Annotated in this window: 13 protein-coding genes; 10 read left to right on the top strand and 3 right to left on the bottom strand. The window is 51.2% G+C overall.

What is annotated here, in order from left to right:
• The first annotated feature begins 184 nt into the window (after nt 1-184).
• From nifU to JWG39_RS04430, 5 genes are all read left to right on the top strand, one after another.
• On the top strand, nt 185-1,009 hold the full coding sequence (gene nifU, locus JWG39_RS04450; protein ID WP_205218164.1) for a Fe-S cluster assembly protein NifU: 825 nt from the start codon (nt 185-187) through the stop codon (nt 1,007-1,009).
• Entirely contained in the window at nt 1,009-2,184 is a 1,176-nt protein-coding gene (gene nifS, locus JWG39_RS04445; RefSeq protein ID WP_205218163.1) for a cysteine desulfurase NifS, read from the top strand. The genes nifU and nifS overlap by 1 nt, the downstream gene beginning before the upstream one ends.
• A gap of 282 nt (nt 2,185-2,466) precedes the next feature.
• Nucleotides 2,467-4,746, top strand: a complete 2,280-nt coding sequence (gene pilB / locus JWG39_RS04440) for a type IV-A pilus assembly ATPase PilB (protein WP_205218162.1) — start codon at nt 2,467-2,469, stop codon at nt 4,744-4,746.
• A 109-nt stretch (nt 4,747-4,855) separates the two neighbouring features.
• Complete coding sequence (locus JWG39_RS04435; RefSeq protein WP_205218161.1) at nt 4,856-5,782, top strand: ELM1/GtrOC1 family putative glycosyltransferase; 927 nt, start codon at nt 4,856-4,858, stop codon at nt 5,780-5,782.
• Between the two features lie 11 nt (nt 5,783-5,793).
• Nucleotides 5,794-8,139: a glycosyltransferase family 4 protein gene (locus JWG39_RS04430; RefSeq protein ID WP_205218160.1), complete on the top strand. Its 2,346-nt coding sequence runs from the start codon at nt 5,794-5,796 to the stop codon at nt 8,137-8,139.
• Between the two features lie 126 nt (nt 8,140-8,265).
• Here the strand turns inward: JWG39_RS04430 and glgB are convergent, their stop codons facing one another.
• Entirely contained in the window at nt 8,266-10,464 is a 2,199-nt protein-coding gene (gene glgB / locus JWG39_RS04425; protein WP_205218159.1) for a 1,4-alpha-glucan branching protein GlgB, read from the bottom strand.
• A gap of 20 nt (nt 10,465-10,484) precedes the next feature.
• Here glgB and JWG39_RS04420 point away from each other — a divergent pair, with 20 nt between their 5' ends.
• From JWG39_RS04420 to JWG39_RS04410, 3 genes are read left to right on the top strand one after another with little or no spacing between them, the layout of a single operon-like run.
• Nucleotides 10,485-11,150 carry a YqgE/AlgH family protein gene (locus JWG39_RS04420; protein WP_240191981.1) on the top strand — a complete coding sequence of 222 codons (666 nt, stop codon included), beginning with the start codon at nt 10,485-10,487 and terminating at the stop codon, nt 11,148-11,150.
• Nucleotides 11,143-11,571, top strand: a complete 429-nt coding sequence (locus JWG39_RS04415) for a YkgJ family cysteine cluster protein (RefSeq protein ID WP_205218158.1) — start codon at nt 11,143-11,145, stop codon at nt 11,569-11,571. The genes JWG39_RS04420 and JWG39_RS04415 overlap by 8 nt, the downstream gene beginning before the upstream one ends.
• Nucleotide 11,572: 1 nt before the next feature.
• On the top strand, nt 11,573-12,037 hold the full coding sequence (locus JWG39_RS04410) for a 23S rRNA (pseudouridine(1915)-N(3))-methyltransferase RlmH (RefSeq protein WP_205218157.1): 465 nt from the start codon (nt 11,573-11,575) through the stop codon (nt 12,035-12,037).
• A 342-nt stretch (nt 12,038-12,379) separates the two neighbouring features.
• Here the strand turns inward: JWG39_RS04410 and JWG39_RS04405 are convergent, their stop codons facing one another.
• Complete coding sequence (locus JWG39_RS04405; RefSeq protein WP_205218156.1) at nt 12,380-13,180, bottom strand: class I SAM-dependent methyltransferase; 801 nt, start codon at nt 13,178-13,180, stop codon at nt 12,380-12,382.
• A gap of 89 nt (nt 13,181-13,269) precedes the next feature.
• On the opposite strand from JWG39_RS04405, the gene kdsB reads away from it, so the two are divergent.
• On the top strand, nt 13,270-14,046 hold the full coding sequence (gene kdsB, locus JWG39_RS04400) for a 3-deoxy-manno-octulosonate cytidylyltransferase (protein ID WP_205218155.1): 777 nt from the start codon (nt 13,270-13,272) through the stop codon (nt 14,044-14,046).
• A 9-nt stretch (nt 14,047-14,055) separates the two neighbouring features.
• On the top strand, nt 14,056-16,326 hold the full coding sequence (locus JWG39_RS04395; RefSeq protein ID WP_205218154.1) for a gluconeogenesis factor YvcK family protein: 2,271 nt from the start codon (nt 14,056-14,058) through the stop codon (nt 16,324-16,326).
• 365 nt (nt 16,327-16,691) lie between these two features.
• Here JWG39_RS04395 and hrpA read toward each other — a convergent pair whose 3' ends face one another.
• Nucleotides 16,692-20,540: an ATP-dependent RNA helicase HrpA gene (gene hrpA, locus JWG39_RS04390; protein WP_205218153.1), complete on the bottom strand. Its 3,849-nt coding sequence runs from the start codon at nt 20,538-20,540 to the stop codon at nt 16,692-16,694.
• Between the last annotated feature and the right edge of the window lie 80 nt (nt 20,541-20,620).

The raw sequence follows: 20,620 nt of genomic DNA, 5'->3' as shown, positions 1-20,620 counted from the left end.
GGTCCCGTGAATAATCTTTCAGATTTGATTTTTGTTCAAGCAATTAGTATTGTGCCTGTTCGCCTGAAAAGGGTCATGGGCAATTTGCAGAAAATCTTGAAATAAAGGCAATCTGACAGAAACTGTAAAGTGCAGTCTTTCTGCCGTTATATACGTCATATCCGTCAATTCCAGGGAGTATACTATGTGGGAATATACAGATAAAGTGCAGCAGCACTTTCTTCAGCCGCAGAATGTCGGCGAAATTAAAAACCCCAGCGGAACCGGTGATGTTGGTTCTCTCTCCTGCGGTGACGCGCTCAAGCTCACCCTGAAGATAGAAAATAATGTTATCACCGATGCAAAATTCAAGACCTTTGGCTGTGCCTCTGCCATTGCCTCTTCTTCCATTCTCACCGAAATGGTGAGGGGGCTGCGGGTGGATGAGGCAGCGAAAATTACCAATGAAGATATTGCCGCAGCCCTTGGCGGGCTGCCGAAAGAGAAGATGCACTGCTCGGTAATGGGCAGAGAGGCTCTGGAAGCTGCCATTGCCGACTATCGCGGCGTGCCGCTGCCCGCTGTCGAGGGAGAAGTGGTCTGTGAATGTTTTGGCGTTACCGATGTGGAGATAAAACGGGCTGTCACTGAGAGCCATTTGCGCAGTGTAGAGGATATTACCAATTTCACCAAGGCGGGCGGAGGCTGTGAAAAATGCCTCGGACGCCTGCAGGAAATCCTCAATGAGACCCTCAATGAGGTCGAGCCCATTCCCGTGGTGCCGATGCCCAAAAAGAGAATGACTGCTCTGCAGAAGATCAAAAAGATTGAAGAGGTTCTTGAGAGTGAGGTTCGTCCCGGCCTGAAGAAAGATGGCGGGGACATTGAGCTGGTGGATGTCGATGGCGATACTGTTATTGTTTCCCTGAGTGGCACCAGCGACAGTTCCGGTGCGACCATAAGAGAACTGGTGGAGCTTAAGCTCCGTGAAAAGGTACTCAACACACTCTTTGTTGAGGAGGAGAAGTGATGGCTGATTACCCCGTTATCTATATGGACAACAATGCAACAACACAGGTTGCTCCTGAAGTCTTCGAGGCGATGACGCCTTATCTCACCGAATTGTACGGTAACCCCTCTTCCATGCATACTTTCGGCGGACAGGTGGGGAACGCGTTGGAGAAAGCGCGACAGCAGGTGGCAACCCTGCTTGGTGCATATCCCGATGAGATTATATTTACCTCCTGTGGTACCGAAAGTGACTCCACCGCTGTGCTCTCCGCGTTGCGCTCCTTTCCTGAAAAGCGTCATATTATCACCAGCAAGGTGGAACATCCGGCAATCCTAAACCTCAGTGAGAATCTTGAGGTGATGACCGGGCGCAGGTATCGGGTCACAGCTCTCAAGGTGGACAGCACCGGGAGGATTGATCTGCAAGAGTACGAAGACGCGCTCAGTGATGATACCGCCATCGTCTCGATGATGTGGGCCAACAACGAAACCGGTAATATCTATCCTGTTAAAGAGATGGCGCAGATGGCAAAGAAGCGCGGCATCCTCTTCCACACGGACTCTGTACAGGCAGTGGGCAAGGTGCCGATAAATCTGGCTGAACTTGATGTCGATTTCCTCTCCATGTCCGGCCATAAACTGCACGCACCAAAGGGGACCGGGATCCTTTATGTACGCAGGGGAACACCTTATGTACCGTTTCTTACCGGTGGTCATCAGGAGGGCGGACGCCGCGGGGGTACGGAGAATGTCGCCTCTATTGTTGCTCTTGGCAAAGCCTGTGAAATGGCCGGAGCCCGTATGGAAGAGGAAAATACGAGGGTGAAGGCTCTGCGTGATAGTCTCGAAGCAGGGCTGTTGCAGTCTGTCCCGAAATCAATTCTCAACGGTGATCGGGAGAACCGCCTGCCGAATACCACCAATATCAGCTTTGAGATGGTGGAGGGAGAAGCGATTCTGCTGCATATGAACCTTTATAATATCTGTGCCTCCTCCGGATCTGCCTGTACCTCCGGTTCCCTTGAGCCATCCCATGTATTGCGGGCCATGGACGTGCCTTTTACGGCGGCTCACGGCTCAGTGCGATTTTCTCTGAGTACATATAATACTGAGGAAGAAATTGATTTCGTGTTGGAAAAAATGCCTGGCATTATTGAGACGCTGCGGGATTTATCACCGTTCTGGAACGGTTGAAGGAGACAATGAAACGGTAAAAATGAATCCTTTTTTATTAGAAATCTTCTCTTTTTTTTAGAAAAAGAGAAGATTTTTTTTTGTGCTGCGGGTATACTTTCAGTATTAGTTTTTTTTAAAAAAAAGAAGATTATCGCTCCTTTTTTCTGAATAAACATAAGGATTTTCCTGAAAAAATAAAGCAATGCTCTTTGAGTATGGGTATTTTGAAACAGTTTGGACCGAAAAGGCTGACTGTATGCGAAGCAGAACTGCCGAAAATTTTTACATGGATAAAATGATATGGGAATCGACGCAGGGGCAAAGCGGGGACCAAGGAAAAGAGTGGTACGAGACCAGTCCGGTGCGGGCAAACTGAAAATTGGTGAAATGCTCGGCAAGGCCGGTTATATCACCCCTTCGCAGATGGATGAGGCAAAGAAGATCCTTAACCGCGAGGGGGGGCATCTCGGATCTATCCTCCGTCGTCTCGATTATATCGACGATGACACCGTTTTCAATTTCCTCAGCCGTCAGAATTTTCCACCGGTTACTCTTGACAGGGAAGTGCCCTCTGCCAGTGTGCTGAAACTCTTTCCCTGGGATCTGGCGAAAAAATACATGGCCTTTCCCCTGCGTATTACCGGTAACACGCTGCAGGTGACCATGGCAGAGCCGTGTGATATCCATGCCGTTGAAGCGATGCAGGAGGCGGTCCACATGGATATCGCTGCCTGTGTGTCCCTTGAACAGGATATCATTGATGCCTGTATCAAGCATTACAAGATTGATTCAGAAGAGGCTAAAGCGCTGCTTGGCGGGTTTCGAGCTGCCGAAATTGATGATGAGGATGAGATTACTGAGGTAGAAGACTTCGGATCCATCGTGGCCGAGGCCGCCGATGATTTCGAGATCGACTCGGGTGATCAGGTGGCTTTTGAAGACCAGTTCAACGCTTCAGATGCACCGATTATCAAACTGGTGAACGGGATTCTTATCAAGGCTGTTCAGGACGGTGTCTCCGATATTCACATCGAACCCTATGAGAAGTCGATGCAGGTGCGTTATCGTAAAGATGGTTTGCTGTTCAAGTCGATGAACCTGCCTCTGACTATCAAAAATGCCCTCGTTGCCCGGATGAAGATTCTTGCCAGACTCGATATCACCGAGCGCCGGATTCCTCAGGACGGCCGTATTAAGATGCGCATGGGCAAAAACCGCTCCGTTGATTTCCGTGTCTCTTCGCTCCCAACTCTGTGGGGGGAGTCAGTGGTCATGCGTATTCTGGATAAGAGCTCACTCAGCGTTGACCTTACCAAACTCGGTTTTGAACCTGAGACCTTTGAGAAGCTTACGCGGTGTTTGAATAATTCCCAGGGGCTGCTTCTTGTTACCGGGCCGACAGGTTCCGGGAAAACCGTTACTCTCTACTCCGCGCTTAACTCCAGGAACAGCGAGGATCTCAAGATTCTTACCGCAGAAGATCCGGTGGAATTCAACTTTAAGGGAATCAACCAGGTGAATGTTCAGCAGGATGTGGGGATGACCTTCGCCGCTGCACTTAAAGCCTTTCTTCGTCAGGACCCTGACATCATCATGGTTGGTGAGATTCGTGATTACGATACTGCTGAGATTGCCATCAGAGCCGCCATGACCGGTCACCTTGTCTTCTCAACTCTACACACGAACAACTCCCCGGCGACTATCGGCCGTCTCGTGGATATCGGTATTCCTCCCTACATGCTCGCCTCATCTCTCACCATGGTACTTTCGCAGCGTCTTGGCAGGCGTCTCTGCAGCAACTGCAAACAGGAGGTGCACTATGAGAAAGAGGAGCTTCTTCATATTGGTTTCAAAGAAAAAGAACTCGACACACTGAAGATTTATGGTCCCAAAGGCTGCACGCAGTGTAACGGCGTTGGCTATAAGGGACGGGTTGGTTTCTTTGAATTGATGGAGATAACTGAAGAGGTCAGCAAAGCAATCAATGCCAGTGTTCCTGAAGATCAGCTGCGCAAGGTGGCTGTTAAAGAAGGAATGATACCGCTGCGTGAGGCTGCGCTCGAAAAGGTCCGTCAGGGGATCACCTCGGTGGAAGAAGCCCTGCACCGTACCACAGCCTATAAAGAAAGTCTGCCTGCCTACCTTGTGAACCCCGATGAGGAACATTATGAAGAGGGTGATATTATTCTTCGTGAGGGCAATACCGATATTGATTTTTTCAAATTAATTCGCGGCGGGCTTTCCGTTGTCAAAGGCGGCAAAAAAATTGCTGAAATTACAGAACTGGGTGATTACTTCGGGGAAATGGCAGCCATCACCGGTGAAGAGCGGACGGCTTCAATTATCAGTATGGGACGAAGCACAGTGAAGCGCTATCCAGGGAACAAGCTTGAGGATCTCATTGAGAAATATCCAGATGTCTCCCGTCATATCTTCGCCTCACTTTCCAAGAGGCTGCACAACACCAACCAGATTGTGCTCAAACTGGCAGGGAACGGGCGTCGTCCTCCAGGAGCTCCGGCGGGGGGACGTCCCCGTCCTCAAGGTTATGGAAAACCGATTCCGGAGCGGGAAGGCTGAGTTTTTCCTGGTATTATGAAGGCCTTGCAGGTATTTTCAAGAATTGAAATAATCATTTTTTCTCTTACAATTTTATCCTTCATCCACTTCTTTCTGAAAAGGTATTGCCGTGCTCCATGTTCTTGCCGTTGTCGATGGCCGACCCGGCCACGGAAAGCAAACCCTTGGAATCGTTGCCGCTCTCAGGCGTCGTTGTGAGGTGGAACTGACATCATTAAAAGTGGAATGCGATGCGGTTTCTCAGTTGAAAGATCTTGTCGCTCTTTTCCTTCCCCGTCTCAGTCGGAGATGGCAGTCGATTCCCGGGGCAGACCTTATTCTCTGCACCGGAGGCAAGACGCATCTTACGGCCCTCACCCTCGGCAGGAGATTTGCCGTTCCGGTGTGCACCTGCATGACACCGGGGCACGGTTTTCGTCATCTCTTCAGTCTTTGTTTTATTCCCGTGCACGATCGCGTGCCCCCGGCGGAGAACATTATCTCTACCCTTGGTGCACCCGTCTCCTGTGTCGATAGAGGCAGGCATGAGGAGGGGAAAGGACTTATCTGCATCGGCGGTCTCAATCCCTGGCTGGAGTGGGATGAAGCACAGCTTCTCTCGCAGCTCGGGGAGGTGTTGAAAGGTGAGGGGCATTGGGTTGTCACGAATTCTCCGCGTACCCCGGAGAGTACCTCCGAGGCAGTGGTTCGTCTCTGCGGGAAATATGGCGTGCAGTTTTTCTACTGGAAGGAGACAGAACAGGGGTGGATTGAGAGGCAATATGACCTTGCCTCTGAGGTGTGGCTGACAAGTGATTCCATTTCCATGCTTTATGAGGCTCTCTCCTCCGGCTGTCGGGTCAATATTTTTTCTATTCGCTGGAAGGATCCGCAGGGCAAGCACGCGTACAATGAGAAGATGCTGAAGGAGAGTGGCTATGTGCGTACTTTTGCGGACTGGTGCAAAGGTGAACCGCACAGTGCCGATTTGGCTGTGCTCAACGAGGCGCAACGCTGCGCCGATATTATATTGGAAAAATGGTGGCCCGAAAATTAACAGTAGTACAGATGCTCCCCGAACTTGAGGAGGGCGGTGTTGAAGGTGAAACCGTTGATCTGGCAGTTTATCTCGCCAGACAGGGACACCGCTCCATTGTCATCTCTGCGGGGGGACGTCTTGTCACTCACCTTGAAAAGGCCGGGTGTATTCATCTCTGCTGGCCTGGAATTGGCGATAAAAATCCGCGCTGCATCCCCTATTTCTGGAGGTTGCGCAAGCTTTTTCTCTCCGAGCATATTGATATTCTGCACCTGCGCTCGCGACTTCCCGCCTGGATCGGCTGGCTTGCCTGGTGTTCTCTGTCGGAATATCTGCGCCCCTCGCTGGTAACCACATTTCACGGCTTCTACTCCATCAACTCCTATTCGCGGATTATGACCCGTGGCGAAAGGGTCGTGGCTGTTTCTGAATCAATTTACGAGCATATTTGCAAGTATTATCAACCCGATAAGGGAAGACTCCGTCTGATCCACGGCGGTTTTGCGGCGGAGGCCTTTAATGCAGACAATGTTGCGCCGGAGCGAGTGGAACGGCTGCAGAAAAAATGGATGCAGGGGCAGGAAGAAAAACGTGTCATTGTTCTTCCCGGCCGAATAACCCTGTTAAAAGGCCAGGATGTGCTGATAGAGGCGATGGCCGGCCTGCATTCCGATAATGTCATCTGCCTTATTATAGGGGACACGGATGAAAATCCGGCATACTTCCGCAAGTTGCGTAATCTTATCTCCAGCCTCGGTCTGAGTGAGAGGGTGAAGATGGTGGGGCATTGCAGCGATATGCCTGCAGCCTATATGCTCGCCGATATTATCATCTCTTCTTCCACCCAGCCGGAAGCCTTCGGCAAGGTGGCCATTGAGGGGATGGCAATGGCCCGGCCGGTCATTGCCACTGCCCATGGTGGATCCCTGGAGACGGTGGTGGATGGGGAAACCGGCTGGCTCGTGAAACCGGGAAATGCAAAGGAACTTGCCAGAGCCATGGATGAGGCACTGGGTGATCCTGAAAGATGTGTCCGCTACGGCAGGGCCGGGCGGAAGAGAGTGCTTGCCCACTTTACCAACGAGGCGATGTGCCATGCCACTCTGGGAATCTACAATGAACTGATACAGGAGAAGCAGGAGTTTTTTTCTCAGCAGAAACTCACTGTCATGCAGTTGCTTCCCGAGTTGAACAGCGGCGGTGTAGAGCGTGGAACCCTGGAGGTGGGGCAATATCTTGTCAGTCAATGCCACCGCAGTCTGGTAGTTTCCGGCGGTGGCCGGCTGGTGCCTCAACTTGAGAGGGAAGGTTCTACCCATTTTCGCATGCGTATCGGCAGCAAGTCTCCCCTCGCTCTTCTCCTTATTCCCGCCATACGCAGCCTGATGAAACGGGAGCATGTACATATTCTCCATCTTCGTTCCCGCATGCCTGCCTGGGTTGGGCGCCTTGCCTGGCTGACTCTGCCGAGAACAAAGCGGCCGGTACTGGTCACCACCTTTCACGGCTTCTATTCGGTCAATGCCTACAGTGCCGTGATGACAAAGGGTGACGGAGTGATTGCTGTTTCCGATGCTATAAAACAGCATATTGCTGAGAAATATGGGCGAACGGAGAACGTACAGCTTATCTTTCGTGGTGTGGATGAGGCAGCATTTTCGCCTGATCGTATTAACCAGTTACGCGTTGATACACTCTGTTCCGCATGGAACATCACGGCTGCCAGACCCATTGTGGCGTTGCCAGGACGCCTGACTCGACTCAAAGGGCAGAAATATTTTATCCATGCCGTGGCACAGTTGCGTGATCTTGATTTCCAGGCAGTGATCATCGGCGATACCCAGGATAATCCCGGATATACTGCGGAATTGCAGAAAGTTATTGATGCCTGCGGGGTGGGGGATAAGATAAAAATGGTCGGGTACTGTGGCGATATGCCCGCCGCATTTACTCTTGCGGATCTGGTGGTGTCAGCGTCCAGTTCGGAACCGGAGGCTTTTGGCCGAACGACGGTGGAGGCTATGGCCATGGGATGCCCGGTGATCGTTACCGCCCATGGAGGAAGTCTGGAAACGGTTGTGGATGGAGAAAACGGCTGGCTGGTGAAGCCTTCGGATACCGGAGACCTTGCCGCCGCCATGCGCGAGGCGATTACCCTGATGCGGGACAACCCCGAAGAGATCCGTGAGATGGGCAAACGCAACCGCAGGCGTGTGCTCAAATACTTCAGTGCCCGGGCCATGTGTCAAAAAACGCTCAGCTTTTATGGAGATCTGGTGTATCTGCGCTGCGGTTTCAGACCGAAGTTGGAGGATTCTCAGATTGTACCTGGCGACGAAAAAATTCTTCTTCCAGGGGAGAGAGATCGTATTTGAGAATTATTTCTTTTACCAGGGCCTTGCGGCCTGCGGCATCCTCAATTTTTTCAAGATGAAGCGAGTCACTGAAATCACGCAGTGCCTGCTTCATCTTTTCACCTTTTGGTTTCAGAGTCATTTTTTTCACCTTACTGGTTTCAGGATGATGCCGCAGAGTGGCCCGAGATCAATGGTGGTACGACAGGGCGCTTCCGCCCAGGGTTCATTTACAGGATGTACCACCGTCCCCGTCTTTGAAACGCCTGCACCCCCAAAACAGTGGTCATCCGAGGAGCAGATAATTTCATAATCCACATTCTCCAGCAGTCCCAGCGGGTAGGCGGAGAGTATCTGTGGAGTGAAATTGAGCAGGCAAATGAGATGATCCCTGCAATCGTCGGCGATGCGGGCAAAGCTGAGAATGGAATTATCTTGATCCTGCAGGTCAATCCAGCGGAAGCCGTCTCCCTCATAGTCCTTTTCCCACATGGCGGGATTCTCCTTATAGACTGCATTGAGTCTGGAGAGAAAATTCTGCAGCCGCTGATGGTCGTTTTCTTCCAGCAGATGCCAGTCGAGGCTCTGCTTGCAGTTCCATTCCCGCCACTGACCGAATTCCCCACCCATGAAGATCAGTTTCTTCCCGGGGTGAAGCCACATCATGGTGAAAAGAAGGCGCTGGTTGGCAAATTTTTCCCAGCAGCCGCCGGGAAATTTATCCATCAGTGAGTGTTTGCCGTGTACAACCTCATCGTGGGAGAGGGGCAGAATAAAATTTTCTGAGAAGGCGTAGATGATCGAGAAGGTTATCTCGTTGTGATGATATTTACGAAAAAGCGGATCCTCGCTGAAATAGCTGAGAGTGTCGTTCATCCATCCCATATTCCACTTGAAACCGAAACCAAGACCGTTTTCATCAGTAGGTTTGGAGACACCGGCAAAGGCTGTAGACTCTTCGGCGATCATCAGCGTATTGGGAAATTCGCGGTAGATCGTTGCATTGAGATGACGAAGAAAACTGATCGCCTCAAGGTTCTCACGTCCACCAAATTCGTTAGGCACCCATTCGCCTTCCTCGCGAGAGTAGTCAAGATAGAGCATGGAGGCAACGGCATCCACACGCAGACCGTCAATGTGATACTTGTCCAGCCAGAAAAGGGCGTTGGCGATGAGAAAATTGCTCACCTCGTTACGGCCATAGTTATAAATGTATGTGCCCCAGTCAGGATGAAATCCCTTGCGTGGATCGTCATGCTCGTAGAGAGCTGTACCGTCAAAACGTCCGAGACTGTGGCCGTCGGTGGGGAAATGAGCCGGAACCCAATCGAGAATCACACCGATATCATTTTGATGACAGAGATTCACGAGGGACATGAACTCTTCCGGGATGCCGTAGCGGCTGGTAATGGAAAAAGGTGATGTGATCTGATAGCCCCATGATTCATCAAGAGGGTGTTCTGCCACCGGCATGAACTCAATATGGGTGAAGCCCCTCTCCTTTACGTATGGTACAAGCATATCTGCCAGTTCCTTCCAGGTGAGGAAGCGTTCCGGGTCGTCTGGATCACGTTTCCATGAACCGGGATGGACCTCATAGATCGACATCGGTCTTTTATAGGGATCGCAGGTCTGTTTCTTCCGCTGCCATTCGGAGTCTTCCCACAGGTAATTATCAACTTTGCGAATAATTGACCCGGTACGGGGACGTACTTCGCCGTAGAACTGGAAGGGATCACTCTTCTCCCGGTCAACGCCGTCTCTTCCAGAGACGAGAAATTTATATACGGTATTTTCCTTCATCTGGGGTATGAAGAGTTCCCAGATTCCGGAAGGACCAAGGGTGCGCATCTGATAGGTGAGTTTACTCCAGTTGCTGAAATCCCCAATGACTGAGACGGAACGGGCGTTGGGAGCCCAGACGCGGAAAACCGTGCCGTTTATACCGTCCACCATGATACGGTGGGCACCGAGGTGATTGTAGAGCAGGTAGTTTTCACCTTTGTTAAAGAGATACCGGTCTTCCTCTCCAAGGAGGACTGGAAAGCGATAGGGATCATTGGTCGAGAAGGTATATCCACCGGGCCAGGTGATAATGAACTGATAGTTGAAAGGGTTGAGATTCGGATCACTGAGCATCGCCTGGTCTAACACGCACTCAAACACTCCGGTTTCATGAATTTTATTCATCAGGGCAATTTTATCACCGTGACGAAAGCCCACCTTTATCGCGCCGGGGCGTATGGTGCGGACAACCACTTTTCCGGGTTCCTCTTCAAAATGTGCTCCAAGGTATTGAAAAGGGTCGTAATGGCACCCGGCGACAATCATTTCAAGATGGTTCATTCATTCTCTCCGGATTGAATATGCAAGAACTCCGGGGTATAGTGCAGAAAAAATATTATGCACTTCGGAATTCACTTCGTAAACAACTCCAATACTTTACCACAATCCTGATAAATATGGAAAAGATAGACAGCAGTATAGCTGGGAAATTTCTTATTTCTACCCGTAACATGCCCGATCCGCGTTTTACCGAACAGGTGATCTACATCTGTTTACACACTGCGGAAGATGGTGCCATCGGCGTTGCTGTCAATCGCCCTGCAGGGGAGATTTCTCTTGCGGAAGTCTTTGCGGATCTTGATGTCCTGCCGACATTCAGTGCGGTGAACGTACATCTGGGCGGGCCGGTGGACCACGAGGCCGGATTCATTCTCTACGAGCGGGGGGATGACTACGAGATGGAAGGAGTGCTGGAGGTGAGTAAAAAGATCGCGCTGACGCGGGAGCGGAAGGTGCTGGAGGATATTGTCACTGGCAGAGGTCCCGCAACTTTTCTTTTTATTCTCGGTTATGCCAGCTGGGGTCCGGGCCAGCTCGAAACGGAGTTAACCCGTAACGGCTGGCTGGTGGTACCGGGTGACAGCAATATTATTTTTCGCCTTGAAGACAGCGAAAAATGGCAGGCCGCCGCACAACAGTACGGCATAGATATAAATCTTTTTGAAGATGAGACCGGTAATGCCTGAGATAAAAGATATTTTTCAATGTACCCGCTGCGGTTATTGCTGCCACGGTGAGACCACCGTTTCTCTGAATGAAGATGACCGCAGGCGTATGGTGGCGGAACTCGGTGGTGACAGTGAAGCCGTTCGTGAAAAGTACTGGAGGGTTTCCCTTGATGCCGGTGGCGGCGAGGTCGTACAGATGAAGACGCCTGGTGGCCGGTGTATCTTCTACACGGAAGAAAACGGCCTCGGCGGCTGTCGTGTGCATAATGCCCGGCCATGGCGTTGCGGGCAGTGGCCACTGCATCCCTCTCTTCTGGATGATGAAGTGAATTTCAATATTATCCGCAACTCCTGCCCCGGCATAAATAAAGAACTCAATTACGCCGAGTTTACCGCTGTCCTTCGAGAGCTGATGCGCATTGGGCGCATCAAGTGTTGAAATGCGCCATCATCTTCTTTTTCCTGGCAGGGCGAAAGGTTCCTGGATTCAAAAGGGAATCGACGATTATACACAGAGGCTGAAGCACTATACCCGTCTTGAGACCCTTACCCTGAAAGATCCAGCCGGTGGCCGGAGTGGGGAGAGTGCCCGCAAAAGCCAGGGAACGGTTTTGCTCAAGGCTGTGCCGGCAGGAGCGTTGATACTGGTGCTTGACGCGAAGGGGCGGCAGTTCAGTTCAGAAGAGTTTGCTGAACAGCTTACCCGCTGGGAAAATCGCGGGGTAAAGAGCGTCGCGTGGCTTATTGGCGGACCAGAAGGGCACTCGCAGGCGGTGCTGGATGCGGCAGCCATGACGCTGAGTTTTTCAAAGATGACCTTCACCCACGATATGGTACGTCTCTTTCTTGTGGAACAGCTGTATCGTGCGCATACCATTAAGGCAGGAGAGAAATATCATAAGTAAGTAAGGGTGCCTTGAACCATTTACATTTTGTAGTGGTGGATTCAAAGGCAGGGACGGGAGAAAGGAGAAAGGAGACGGGAGACGGGAAAAAGCAAAAGACGGAACAGCGAAAAACTTTAAGAGAATACCCTTGTGGTTGAATTCGGTCTGTTATTTGCTTTGAGGTAATTGATGTTTTCCGTGTCCTTCCGTGTTTTCCGTGGTAGCCAATTTTATTCATAATAATACTGGTGCACTGTACGGCTTAACTTCGGATACAAACGTTTTCGTTTAATGCGTTGTCCCTGTTCGTGAAAATTCGTGTCCATTCGTGGTTACAAAATGTAAATGGTATAAGCAACTTTACATTTTTTGCATCCGGGGAAGATAAATATCATAGCGGCAGCTTTTTCCCCTGACCACGTGGTGTGGCTGTTGTTCTGAGATCAACGGTGCATCACTTGGCCGTTTGATGGTAATTCGCTCCGCTTGCAGTATTTCGACTGTGGACATAAACATGGTGCTGTCGTCGTCATCACCAACAAAACCGCGAATCAGCCGCATGGATTTCTTATTTGCCGCCGAGGAACCGGTATGTGGATACATGGGGTCGAAGTACACTGTGTCGAAATCCCTTCCGGCTGCACATTCCTGCCGCAGCACCTTTTCGCTCTCTCCTGTCAATAACTGCATCCTTTCACGAACGATGTTGCCAATATCCCCCGGCGACTGCAATGCCCTTGCCATGCCGTCTGCAAGAAGTGCTGCAGGCAGAGGGTTGCGTTCACAGAGAGTTACGCTGCAGCCAAGGCTGGCGAGGATGAAGGCATCCTGGCCAAGCCCCGCAGAGGCGTCAAAGATATGCGGGCGGAAACCGGCGCGAATACCTGCGGCCCGGGCGAGAGGCTGTTTGATGGTGTTATCGTGAGCAAGTCGCCAAAGTGTTCTGGCACTGAGAAAATCCACCCGCAGAACCTCCTTTAAGCGACGCTTTTTTCCCTGAAATTCATGCAGACCGAGGCCGTCCGGGGTGTAGAGCAAAAGCATTTCTCCTGTAAAACTCTTCAGTTCCACCGTAAAAAACGGGGGATGAGAGGCCAAAATAGAGGCTTTTTCTCGTAATTCCGGGAGATTCGGTGTAAATGAAATGGCTATATTCTTCATCGTTTATCTCGTTGCCCGCAGGATTGTATTCTCCACAAAAAAGGGAATAAAACTCTTCTGAGGATCTTTATACCGTTCAGGAAATTACCATGAAACCATCTGTTGTTGCAATTATCCCCGCCCGCTACAGTTCCAACCGCTTTCCCGGAAAGCCGCTTGCACGTATCAATGGCAAGCCAATGATTCAGCACGTTTATGAGCGGGCAAAGGCCGTAAAAATGCTTTCCCGGGTTGTGGTAGCCACTGATGATGTGCGTATTGCAGAATGTGTAACGGGGTTTGGTGGCGAGTTTGTCATGACCCGTAAAGATCATATCTCCGGTTCTGATCGCCTCGCCGAGGCGGCACAGCTCATAGGCATCTCCGAACAGGATATCGTGGTTAATGTGCAGGGGGATCAGCCGCTCTTTCCCCCGGAAGTGGTGGAGCAGGTGGCGACCCCGCTGCTGGAAGATCCGACCCTGCCCATGTCCACTCTCATCTACCGTATTGTGCGACCCGAAGAGATCCGTGATCCCAACCATGTGAAAACGGTCTTTGACTGCAATATGAACGCGCTCTATTTCTCCCGTTCCCCGATTCCTTTTCAACGGAATCCGGAAGATTCGGAACAGCCGGTCTACTATAAGCATCTTGGCTTCTACGCCTACCGTAAAAATTTTCTGCTTTCCTTTGTCGCTCTGCCTGTTGGGGAATGGGAACGCTTTGAGAAGCTGGAACAGCTGCGCGCTCTTGAGTATGGATACCGAATCCGGGTGGTGATTACTGACCATGACTCCATTGAAGTGGATCGAAAGGAAGATGTGCTGCGGGTGGAAGAAGATCTCCGCCGTCAGAAACTCACACAGGGATGTACCATGACATAGGGATGTACCATGATTTCTAAAACCTGGGAGCATCTTTCCCGTATATCTTTTTCCCCGTTTGATCTGCTGCCACAACCGGAGATGCGGGAAAAAATCGCTGCCCTCGTCCTCAACGGTATCCCGGATGGACTGGAGGGAGAAGCAGCTGCCGCGCTAAAGACCTTTCGTGTTGAACTCAACAAAAGCACGGGGGAGGATGTAAAGGTTGTGGTCTTCGGTGGCGGGACCGGGCTTTCCAATATCATTGGCGGGGATTCCCGGCGTCAAGGCTGGGACGAGCGGCCCTTTGAAGGGCTGAAGCGGGTCTTTCCGCAGACGAAGGCAGTGGTCTGTGTTACTGATAATGGTGGCTCCACCGGCCAGCTCCTCAAGGATATTGATACTGTTGCCCTTGGCGATATTCGCCACGTACTGCTCTCCTCCATTCAGGCATCACGACTGCACCGACTCTACGGGATCTCCTGCAGGGAAGTGCAGCATGTTGCCAATAATCTCAGTTTAATTTTCAACTACCGTTTTCAGGGACCGCTTGAAGACGATCATCCTGTCTGGACTCTACTTGATCGCAAGGTTGGAGAATTGCCGGCGAAACTGCGGCATTTCCTGCAAAAATTGATTGTTTTTCTCCGTACCGACCCTCGTATGAGTCGAACTCTGCAGCGCGATCACTGTTTTGGAAATCTGCTGCTTGCTGCCGCTGTCCTCAGTAGTGAAAATTCCTCCTGTGCGGAAAACGGGCCTGATTCTTTTGCCTGCGCCCTTAACAGGCTCAGCAGTGTAATGGGTGTTGGCGAGCGGGGAGTCCTGCCCTGTACGACAACGCCGTCGCAGCTCCTTGTACGCTATGCCAATGGTGTTGAAATTCCTGGTGAGCACAAACTCGACACTGCCCGCCGCGGAATTCCCATTACAACTGTTCGTATCGAATACTGTGACAAGATCAATACAACCCCGGAAATTTTCCAGGATATTCTTGAAGCCGATATCATTATTTTCGCTCCCGGAAGTCTCTACTCTTCCATCATTCCCGTTCTGCAAACACCTGGAATTGCTGATGCGGTGCGGCAGAATCGACGGGCATTGAAAATGCTCATCTCCAATATCTGGGTGCAGCAGGGGGAGACTGATCTTACCTCTGAGGATCCTGAGCGTCGTTTTTACGTCTCTGACATGCTTGACGCCTATGAGGTTAATATTCCTGGCGGGACAGCGGGGCTTTTTCACGAAGTACTCTGCGTTTCCATGCGGGATATTCCCGCCTCTGTTCTTCAGCGTTATGCCATTGAAGGGAAGGTGCCGATTTACCTCGATCGCGGCGCACTGATTACACGGGGATTTATTCCTGTGGAGTGTGATATCTACTCCAAGAATCTCTTGAATAATCGAGGTGTTATCCAACATGATGCCGTTAGTCTTGCCCAGGTGATTCGTGGTCTGTATTACGGTCGTGTTTCCTTCGAAGAGGCAGGCCCGAGCTTTGTGCAAAAGAGGAAGGAAATCGTCACAAGACCACATATTGAACCTGGGAAAGTGGTGTTGCCGCGTCTCCGTTATGACAGGATTTGCAAACGCATCCAGGCGATGAGCGTTCAGAATTTGAGTTCTTCGCCCTGGCCTGCAGAGGATTTTAAACGGGAATTGATTGATATTTTTTGGGACCATCCTGTTATCCCTGCGTCTCATCTTGATTTTTTCAAGGATATTCAATTAATAAACCGCAGGATGTGGGGACGGGATCAGAAGTGGGACAATGTTTTCTCCTATTTTGATCCAGAGGATCGCTGTATCAAGATTCTCGCCGATGAACTGACCAGTCATCAACGCCTTGAACTGGCCCTGATGGTTGCTCTCGGAGAGTCGCTGCTCGGGGATTATGCAGCGAAAAAAGAGATCAGAGATGTGTTTGTGGACGGTCTGCGGCTTGGCCATGTCTTCCATATTAAACTGCGCCCGGAAGAGGAACGAACCTGCTGGTTTTCAGATCGTGAACTGGAGACCTTCTTTCATCTTGCGCGAATGTCCCGGGTACCAGGTGAACCGGGACATTACTATCGACTGATCAATATAAATGAAAGATTTACCCCGCCGGGGCTGTTAATGGGAATGACCTATGCCTGGTATGTGGATAACCGGCTTGCCAGCAACATTGAGTACAAGATGTCGGTGTTGCAGATCAGTAGTTCCAGTCTGATTCCAAGCCAGTTGAAAATGGCCGAACGGCAGCGCAAAACTATCGACTTTTTCCGTGATGTCGTTTTTTTGAAAAAAACCTGGGAATAATACCATTCCTATTCAATTGTGACCGTACTAAATGCCATTTTCACTTTCTATTGGCGAATTCAAAGGCAGGGGGATGGGGACAGGAGAAAGGAGACGGGAGACAGGGAAAAGCAAAAGACGGAACAGCGAAAAAATTTTTACGGCTTAACTTCGGATACAAACGTTTTCGTTTAATGCGTTGTCCCTGTTCGTGAAAATTCGTGTCCATTCGTGGTTACAAAATGTAAATGGTATAAATCACCGGGGCAGTGACGATTCTACGGCATTCTGTCGTCGTTGAGGACCAGAAATCCGACGTTGAAGGCCCGGCAGGCCGACAATGAAATTTTTTTTGTGCACAAAGAGCAGTCTTCCCGCCTTTTCCCTTACTTTTTCAAAAACTCCTGCCACTGTGCCTCCAGCTTTTTACTGGAGACTGGCATGCGTTTTTTTAATTCCGGGGAAAAGATGGAGATTTTGAACTCCGTCAGCATTTCACGATAGCGGTAAAGTGCTTCGGCTGCTTCCACTGTGCGTGGAGAGTGTGCTGCGGGCTGCTCAAGACGTCTGCAATACTCTTCTGCCTGTTCCGCTTTCATTGCGTCCTTCTGAGGATTTGTATAAAACCTCTCAAGTCGTATCGAAAGATACTGCAGATTTCGCGTAACAAGACTGTAATCTATCATTTTCGTAGAGAGAAGCAGCGTCGCTGGAAAGATGTCCTGCAGTTCCATTTCAAACTCTTTCTTCATCCGCCCCGGGAGTTTGTGTCCCTTTTTCCCCGCCTTGACAAACAGGTCTGAAAGCTGTTCATTCACCTCCCGTCGTTTACGCAGGGCAGTCATGAACAGATCAAGATAGAGCTGACCGATCTTGTAGAAACCTGCCTCCTTTGCCTGCTCAATTCGTTTTTCAAACTCTTCTTTTCCGGGAATCCCCGTCTCTGTATCGCCGTAAATACGATTCAATGTCTGCATCAGCACCAGCTCTGCCAGTTCAGCTCGGCCCATTTTGAGAGTGGTGAGAAAGATCGTTGAGGGGCCGGAGAGGGCGGTAGTAATAAAGCGTTTGAGGGATTTGAGAGGCTCACGGAACTGCAGGGAAAAGAGAGAAAGCACGCCGTTGCGATTTATGCACCGTGCCTGTTGCTGTTCCTTTTCAAAGACAATGGAAACACAACCCTTCTGAACTTCCGGCTTAAGTGCCGGGAAAAGGAAACCTGAGATTTCACCTGCCGCAGTGAAGCTTGGTATTTTCTCCGGCAGACCGGCAAAGTTCCACTCCCGGTATTCGCCTTCCCGCCAGCGATTGAGCAGTTCAAAGCTTTCCTGCTGGGCACTGCCGCTTTTCACACTGGCAGGGGCACTCTGCTGCTTCTGTGGATGCTTTACGAGATGGAGTCGGGCTTTTTCTACCAGCACAGGCAGGTCGCGGCCTGCCGCCACAGTTTTGTCCTGGTCATCAAAAATGAGATAACGCGGCCGGAGGTGATCTGGCAGATCCTCTTTCCAGTCACTGCGGTGGATACTCATGCGATGCTGTTTGAGAATAGCCGATTCAATGGAAGCAAGGAGGTCACCCCGGCCGAATTCAATCTCGTCGAGAATGATATCAACACTTTCCTGGATTGGAACAAGGCGGCGACGCAGGCTTTTTACCAGAGATTTCAGATACCAGGTCAGCTTTTCCTCAAGCAGGCCGGGAACGAGCCATGCAAAGGGACGTTCATCGAGGTTGAGGGCAAATTGCAGGGGCAGGCGAAAGGTGACGCCATCGCTCTCTGAGCCCGGTTCAAAGTTGTATTCGAGGCGGAGAGTGAGTCCGCCGATGGTACGGGTTTCCGGGAAGTCATAGAGCTCTTTCTCGGCAAAATCGCGCAGCAGGACATCTTCCTCGGTCATGGTAAGCAGTTCGCTGCGGCTCTTCTCCTGCTTCAAAAAGCGGTTGAGCTGGTGCTGGTCATAGATATCTTCCGGCAGTCGTTCATCGTAGAAACGGAAAAGGGTCTGTTCATCGGCAACGAGGTTGCGGGTACGCAGTCTCGCTTCAGACTGTTCCCATTTGTGCACCAGCTCAAGGTTATTGGTGAGAAAGGCATAGTTGCCATTTATTTCTCCGGTAACCAGACCCTGCTGAATAAAAATCTGCCGTGCCTCGGGAATGTTCCTGCGGTTGCGACGCGGAAAATTGACTCGACGGCCTGCGTTCAGAATCAGTCCGAAAAGGGAGACAGTCTCTGTGGCACGTACCTGACCACTGCGTTTCTGCCAAAACGGGGAAGACCAGGAGAAGGTGCAGAGGTGGCCGGCGGCAGCTTCTATCCACTCCGGTTCGATGGCGGCTACGGTGAGGGCGTAGAGGCGGGAGGTCTCAAGAAAGGTGGCGGCCAGAATCCACTCAGGCGGCTTTTTTGCCAGACCGGAACCGGGAAAAATGAGTAACTCTTTATTCTGCCCGCCCTGATAGATCTGCATTTTATTGCGACGGGGGGAGCTCTTGATTGCATTCCCACTTTTGTGCGAAGCGTTTTTAGGTTCTTCTTTTTTCTTTGCGATATTACGAAGAAATCCGGTAAAAAGAGATTTGTGAATTGCCTCAAATCCGGCGGCCTCGGTATTGGGGGTAAAACCGTCGAGTCGAGAGAGAATACGTTCCAGCTGTTCGCGCAGGTCAAACCATTCCCGCATCCGTTGAAAGCTGAGATAATTGGCTTTGCAAAACTTTTTCAGAGTGTTCCAGCTCCGCCGTTCATCATCCGCAAAGCAGCTGTCCCAGATGTTGAGGAGGGTGAGAAAATCGGATTTCTCATTACGGAAGACGCGATGTCTTTCATCAGCGACCTGCTCCTCCTCAGTCGGGCGGATACGCGGATCCTGAATGGCCAGCACGGAGCAGATAATGGTGGTTTCCCGGATACAGTTCAGTTCTTTTGCCTCGAGCAGAACCCGGGAAATGCAGGGATCAACCGGCAGGTCGGCCATGATTCGACCGCGTTTCGTGAGTTTTCCCTGTCCGCTGATCGCGCCGAGTTCCTTAAGCAGGTTGTACCCCTCGCGAATGGCGGAAGCATGAGGCGGATCAATGAAGGGAAACTCCTGCGGGACTCCGAGTTCAAGAGAGGTCATCTGCAGGATGACTTCGGCGAGGTTGGAACGTTTGATCTCCGGTACGGTAAATTCCGCACGGTTGTTGAAATCCTCCTCGCTGTAGAGACGCAGGCAGGTGCCTGGACCGATGCGGCCTGCCCGGCCCGCACGCTGATTGGCGCTTGCCTGAGAGATGCGGCTGATCGGCAGGCTGGTGGTCTTGGCTCGGACGTTGTACTGCGAGATACGGGCTGTGCCACTGTCAATAACGTAACGGATTCCCGGTACGGTGAGGGAGGTCTCGGCAACGTTGGTGGCGACAATAATCTTGATGCCGCGTGCTGCTTTGAAGATACGGCTCTGCTCCCCCGAGGCGAGACGGCCGAAAAGCGGCAGGACGGTGGCACCGGGGTATGTCCCTTCAAGCAGGCGGCAGCATTCGCGGATATCACGCTCGGTGGGCAGGAAGATGAGAATATCTCCCTCAGGACGGGCATGGAAGATCTCCTCCACGGCACTGACGCAGTGTTCTACGCCGCCCTCGCTGTCGTCCTTCTGCTCCTCGGGCAGAGGACGATATTTGATTTCCACGGGCCAGTCCCGCCCGGTAACGTTGATAATCGGCGCATTGCCAAAATGCCTGGAAAATGCTCCGGTATCGATAGTTGCCGAGGTTATGAGCAGCTTGAGATCTCTGCGCTTTGTGATCAGCTGGTGGAGAAACCCGAGAAGAAAATCAATATTGAGACTGCGTTCGTGTGCCTCGTCGATGATAATCGTGCTGTAACGGCGAAACATTTTGTCCCTGCGGGATTCAGCAAGCAGTACCCCGTCCGTCATGAATTTGATCTTCGTCTCTTTTGTGGTGCGGTCATGAAAACGAATCTTACTGCCCACAAGTTTCTGCAGCGGGCCAAGTTCTTCCTTCACGCGGACTGCCACAGAGGTTGCGGCAATCCGGCGGGGCTGAGTGCAGCCGATCATTCCCCGGGTTTCCGGGTCTGCCTCAAGGCACATCTTTGGCAGCTGGGTTGTCTTGCCGGATCCTGTTTCTCCTGCAATTATAACAACCTGGTTGTTACGGATGGCGTCGAGGATGTGTTCTCTCTCCGCGCTGACGGGAAGTTCTGCCGGGTAATTTAGATTCATTGTTTCACAGAGAAATTCGTTTTCAGATTTTCGGGACCGGGGTAGTGTAGGGGGACTGTAACTGACGGGGGGGCGTATTT

The organism is Desulforhopalus vacuolatus (assembly GCF_016918505.1).
In the GTDB taxonomy this organism is placed as follows: Bacteria; Desulfobacterota; Desulfobulbia; order Desulfobulbales; family Desulfocapsaceae; genus Desulforhopalus; species Desulforhopalus vacuolatus.
Note: the sequence above shows the minus strand (reverse complement) of the source record. Positions and strands in the feature narration are given on the sequence as shown.

Excerpts from the sequence above, each read along its gene's own strand:
- nifU (WP_205218164.1), top strand. The coding sequence starts at position 185 with ATGTGGGAATATACAGATAAAGTGCAGCAGCACTTTCTTCAGCCGCAG.
- nifS (WP_205218163.1), top strand. The coding sequence starts at position 1,009 with ATGGCTGATTACCCCGTTATCTATATGGACAACAATGCAACAACACAG.
- pilB (WP_205218162.1), top strand. The coding sequence starts at position 2,467 with ATGGGAATCGACGCAGGGGCAAAGCGGGGACCAAGGAAAAGAGTGGTA.
- JWG39_RS04430 (WP_205218160.1), top strand. The coding sequence starts at position 5,794 with ATGCTCCCCGAACTTGAGGAGGGCGGTGTTGAAGGTGAAACCGTTGAT.
- glgB (WP_205218159.1), bottom strand. The coding sequence starts at position 10,464 with ATGAACCATCTTGAAATGATTGTCGCCGGGTGCCATTACGACCCTTTT.
- JWG39_RS04420 (WP_240191981.1), top strand. The coding sequence starts at position 10,485 with ATGCAAGAACTCCGGGGTATAGTGCAGAAAAAATATTATGCACTTCGG.
- JWG39_RS04415 (WP_205218158.1), top strand. The coding sequence starts at position 11,143 with ATGCCTGAGATAAAAGATATTTTTCAATGTACCCGCTGCGGTTATTGC.
- JWG39_RS04410 (WP_205218157.1), top strand. The coding sequence starts at position 11,573 with ATGCGCCATCATCTTCTTTTTCCTGGCAGGGCGAAAGGTTCCTGGATT.
- JWG39_RS04405 (WP_205218156.1), bottom strand. The coding sequence starts at position 13,180 with ATGAAGAATATAGCCATTTCATTTACACCGAATCTCCCGGAATTACGA.
- kdsB (WP_205218155.1), top strand. The coding sequence starts at position 13,270 with ATGAAACCATCTGTTGTTGCAATTATCCCCGCCCGCTACAGTTCCAAC.
- JWG39_RS04395 (WP_205218154.1), top strand. The coding sequence starts at position 14,056 with ATGATTTCTAAAACCTGGGAGCATCTTTCCCGTATATCTTTTTCCCCG.
- hrpA (WP_205218153.1), bottom strand. The coding sequence starts at position 20,540 with ATGAATCTAAATTACCCGGCAGAACTTCCCGTCAGCGCGGAGAGAGAA.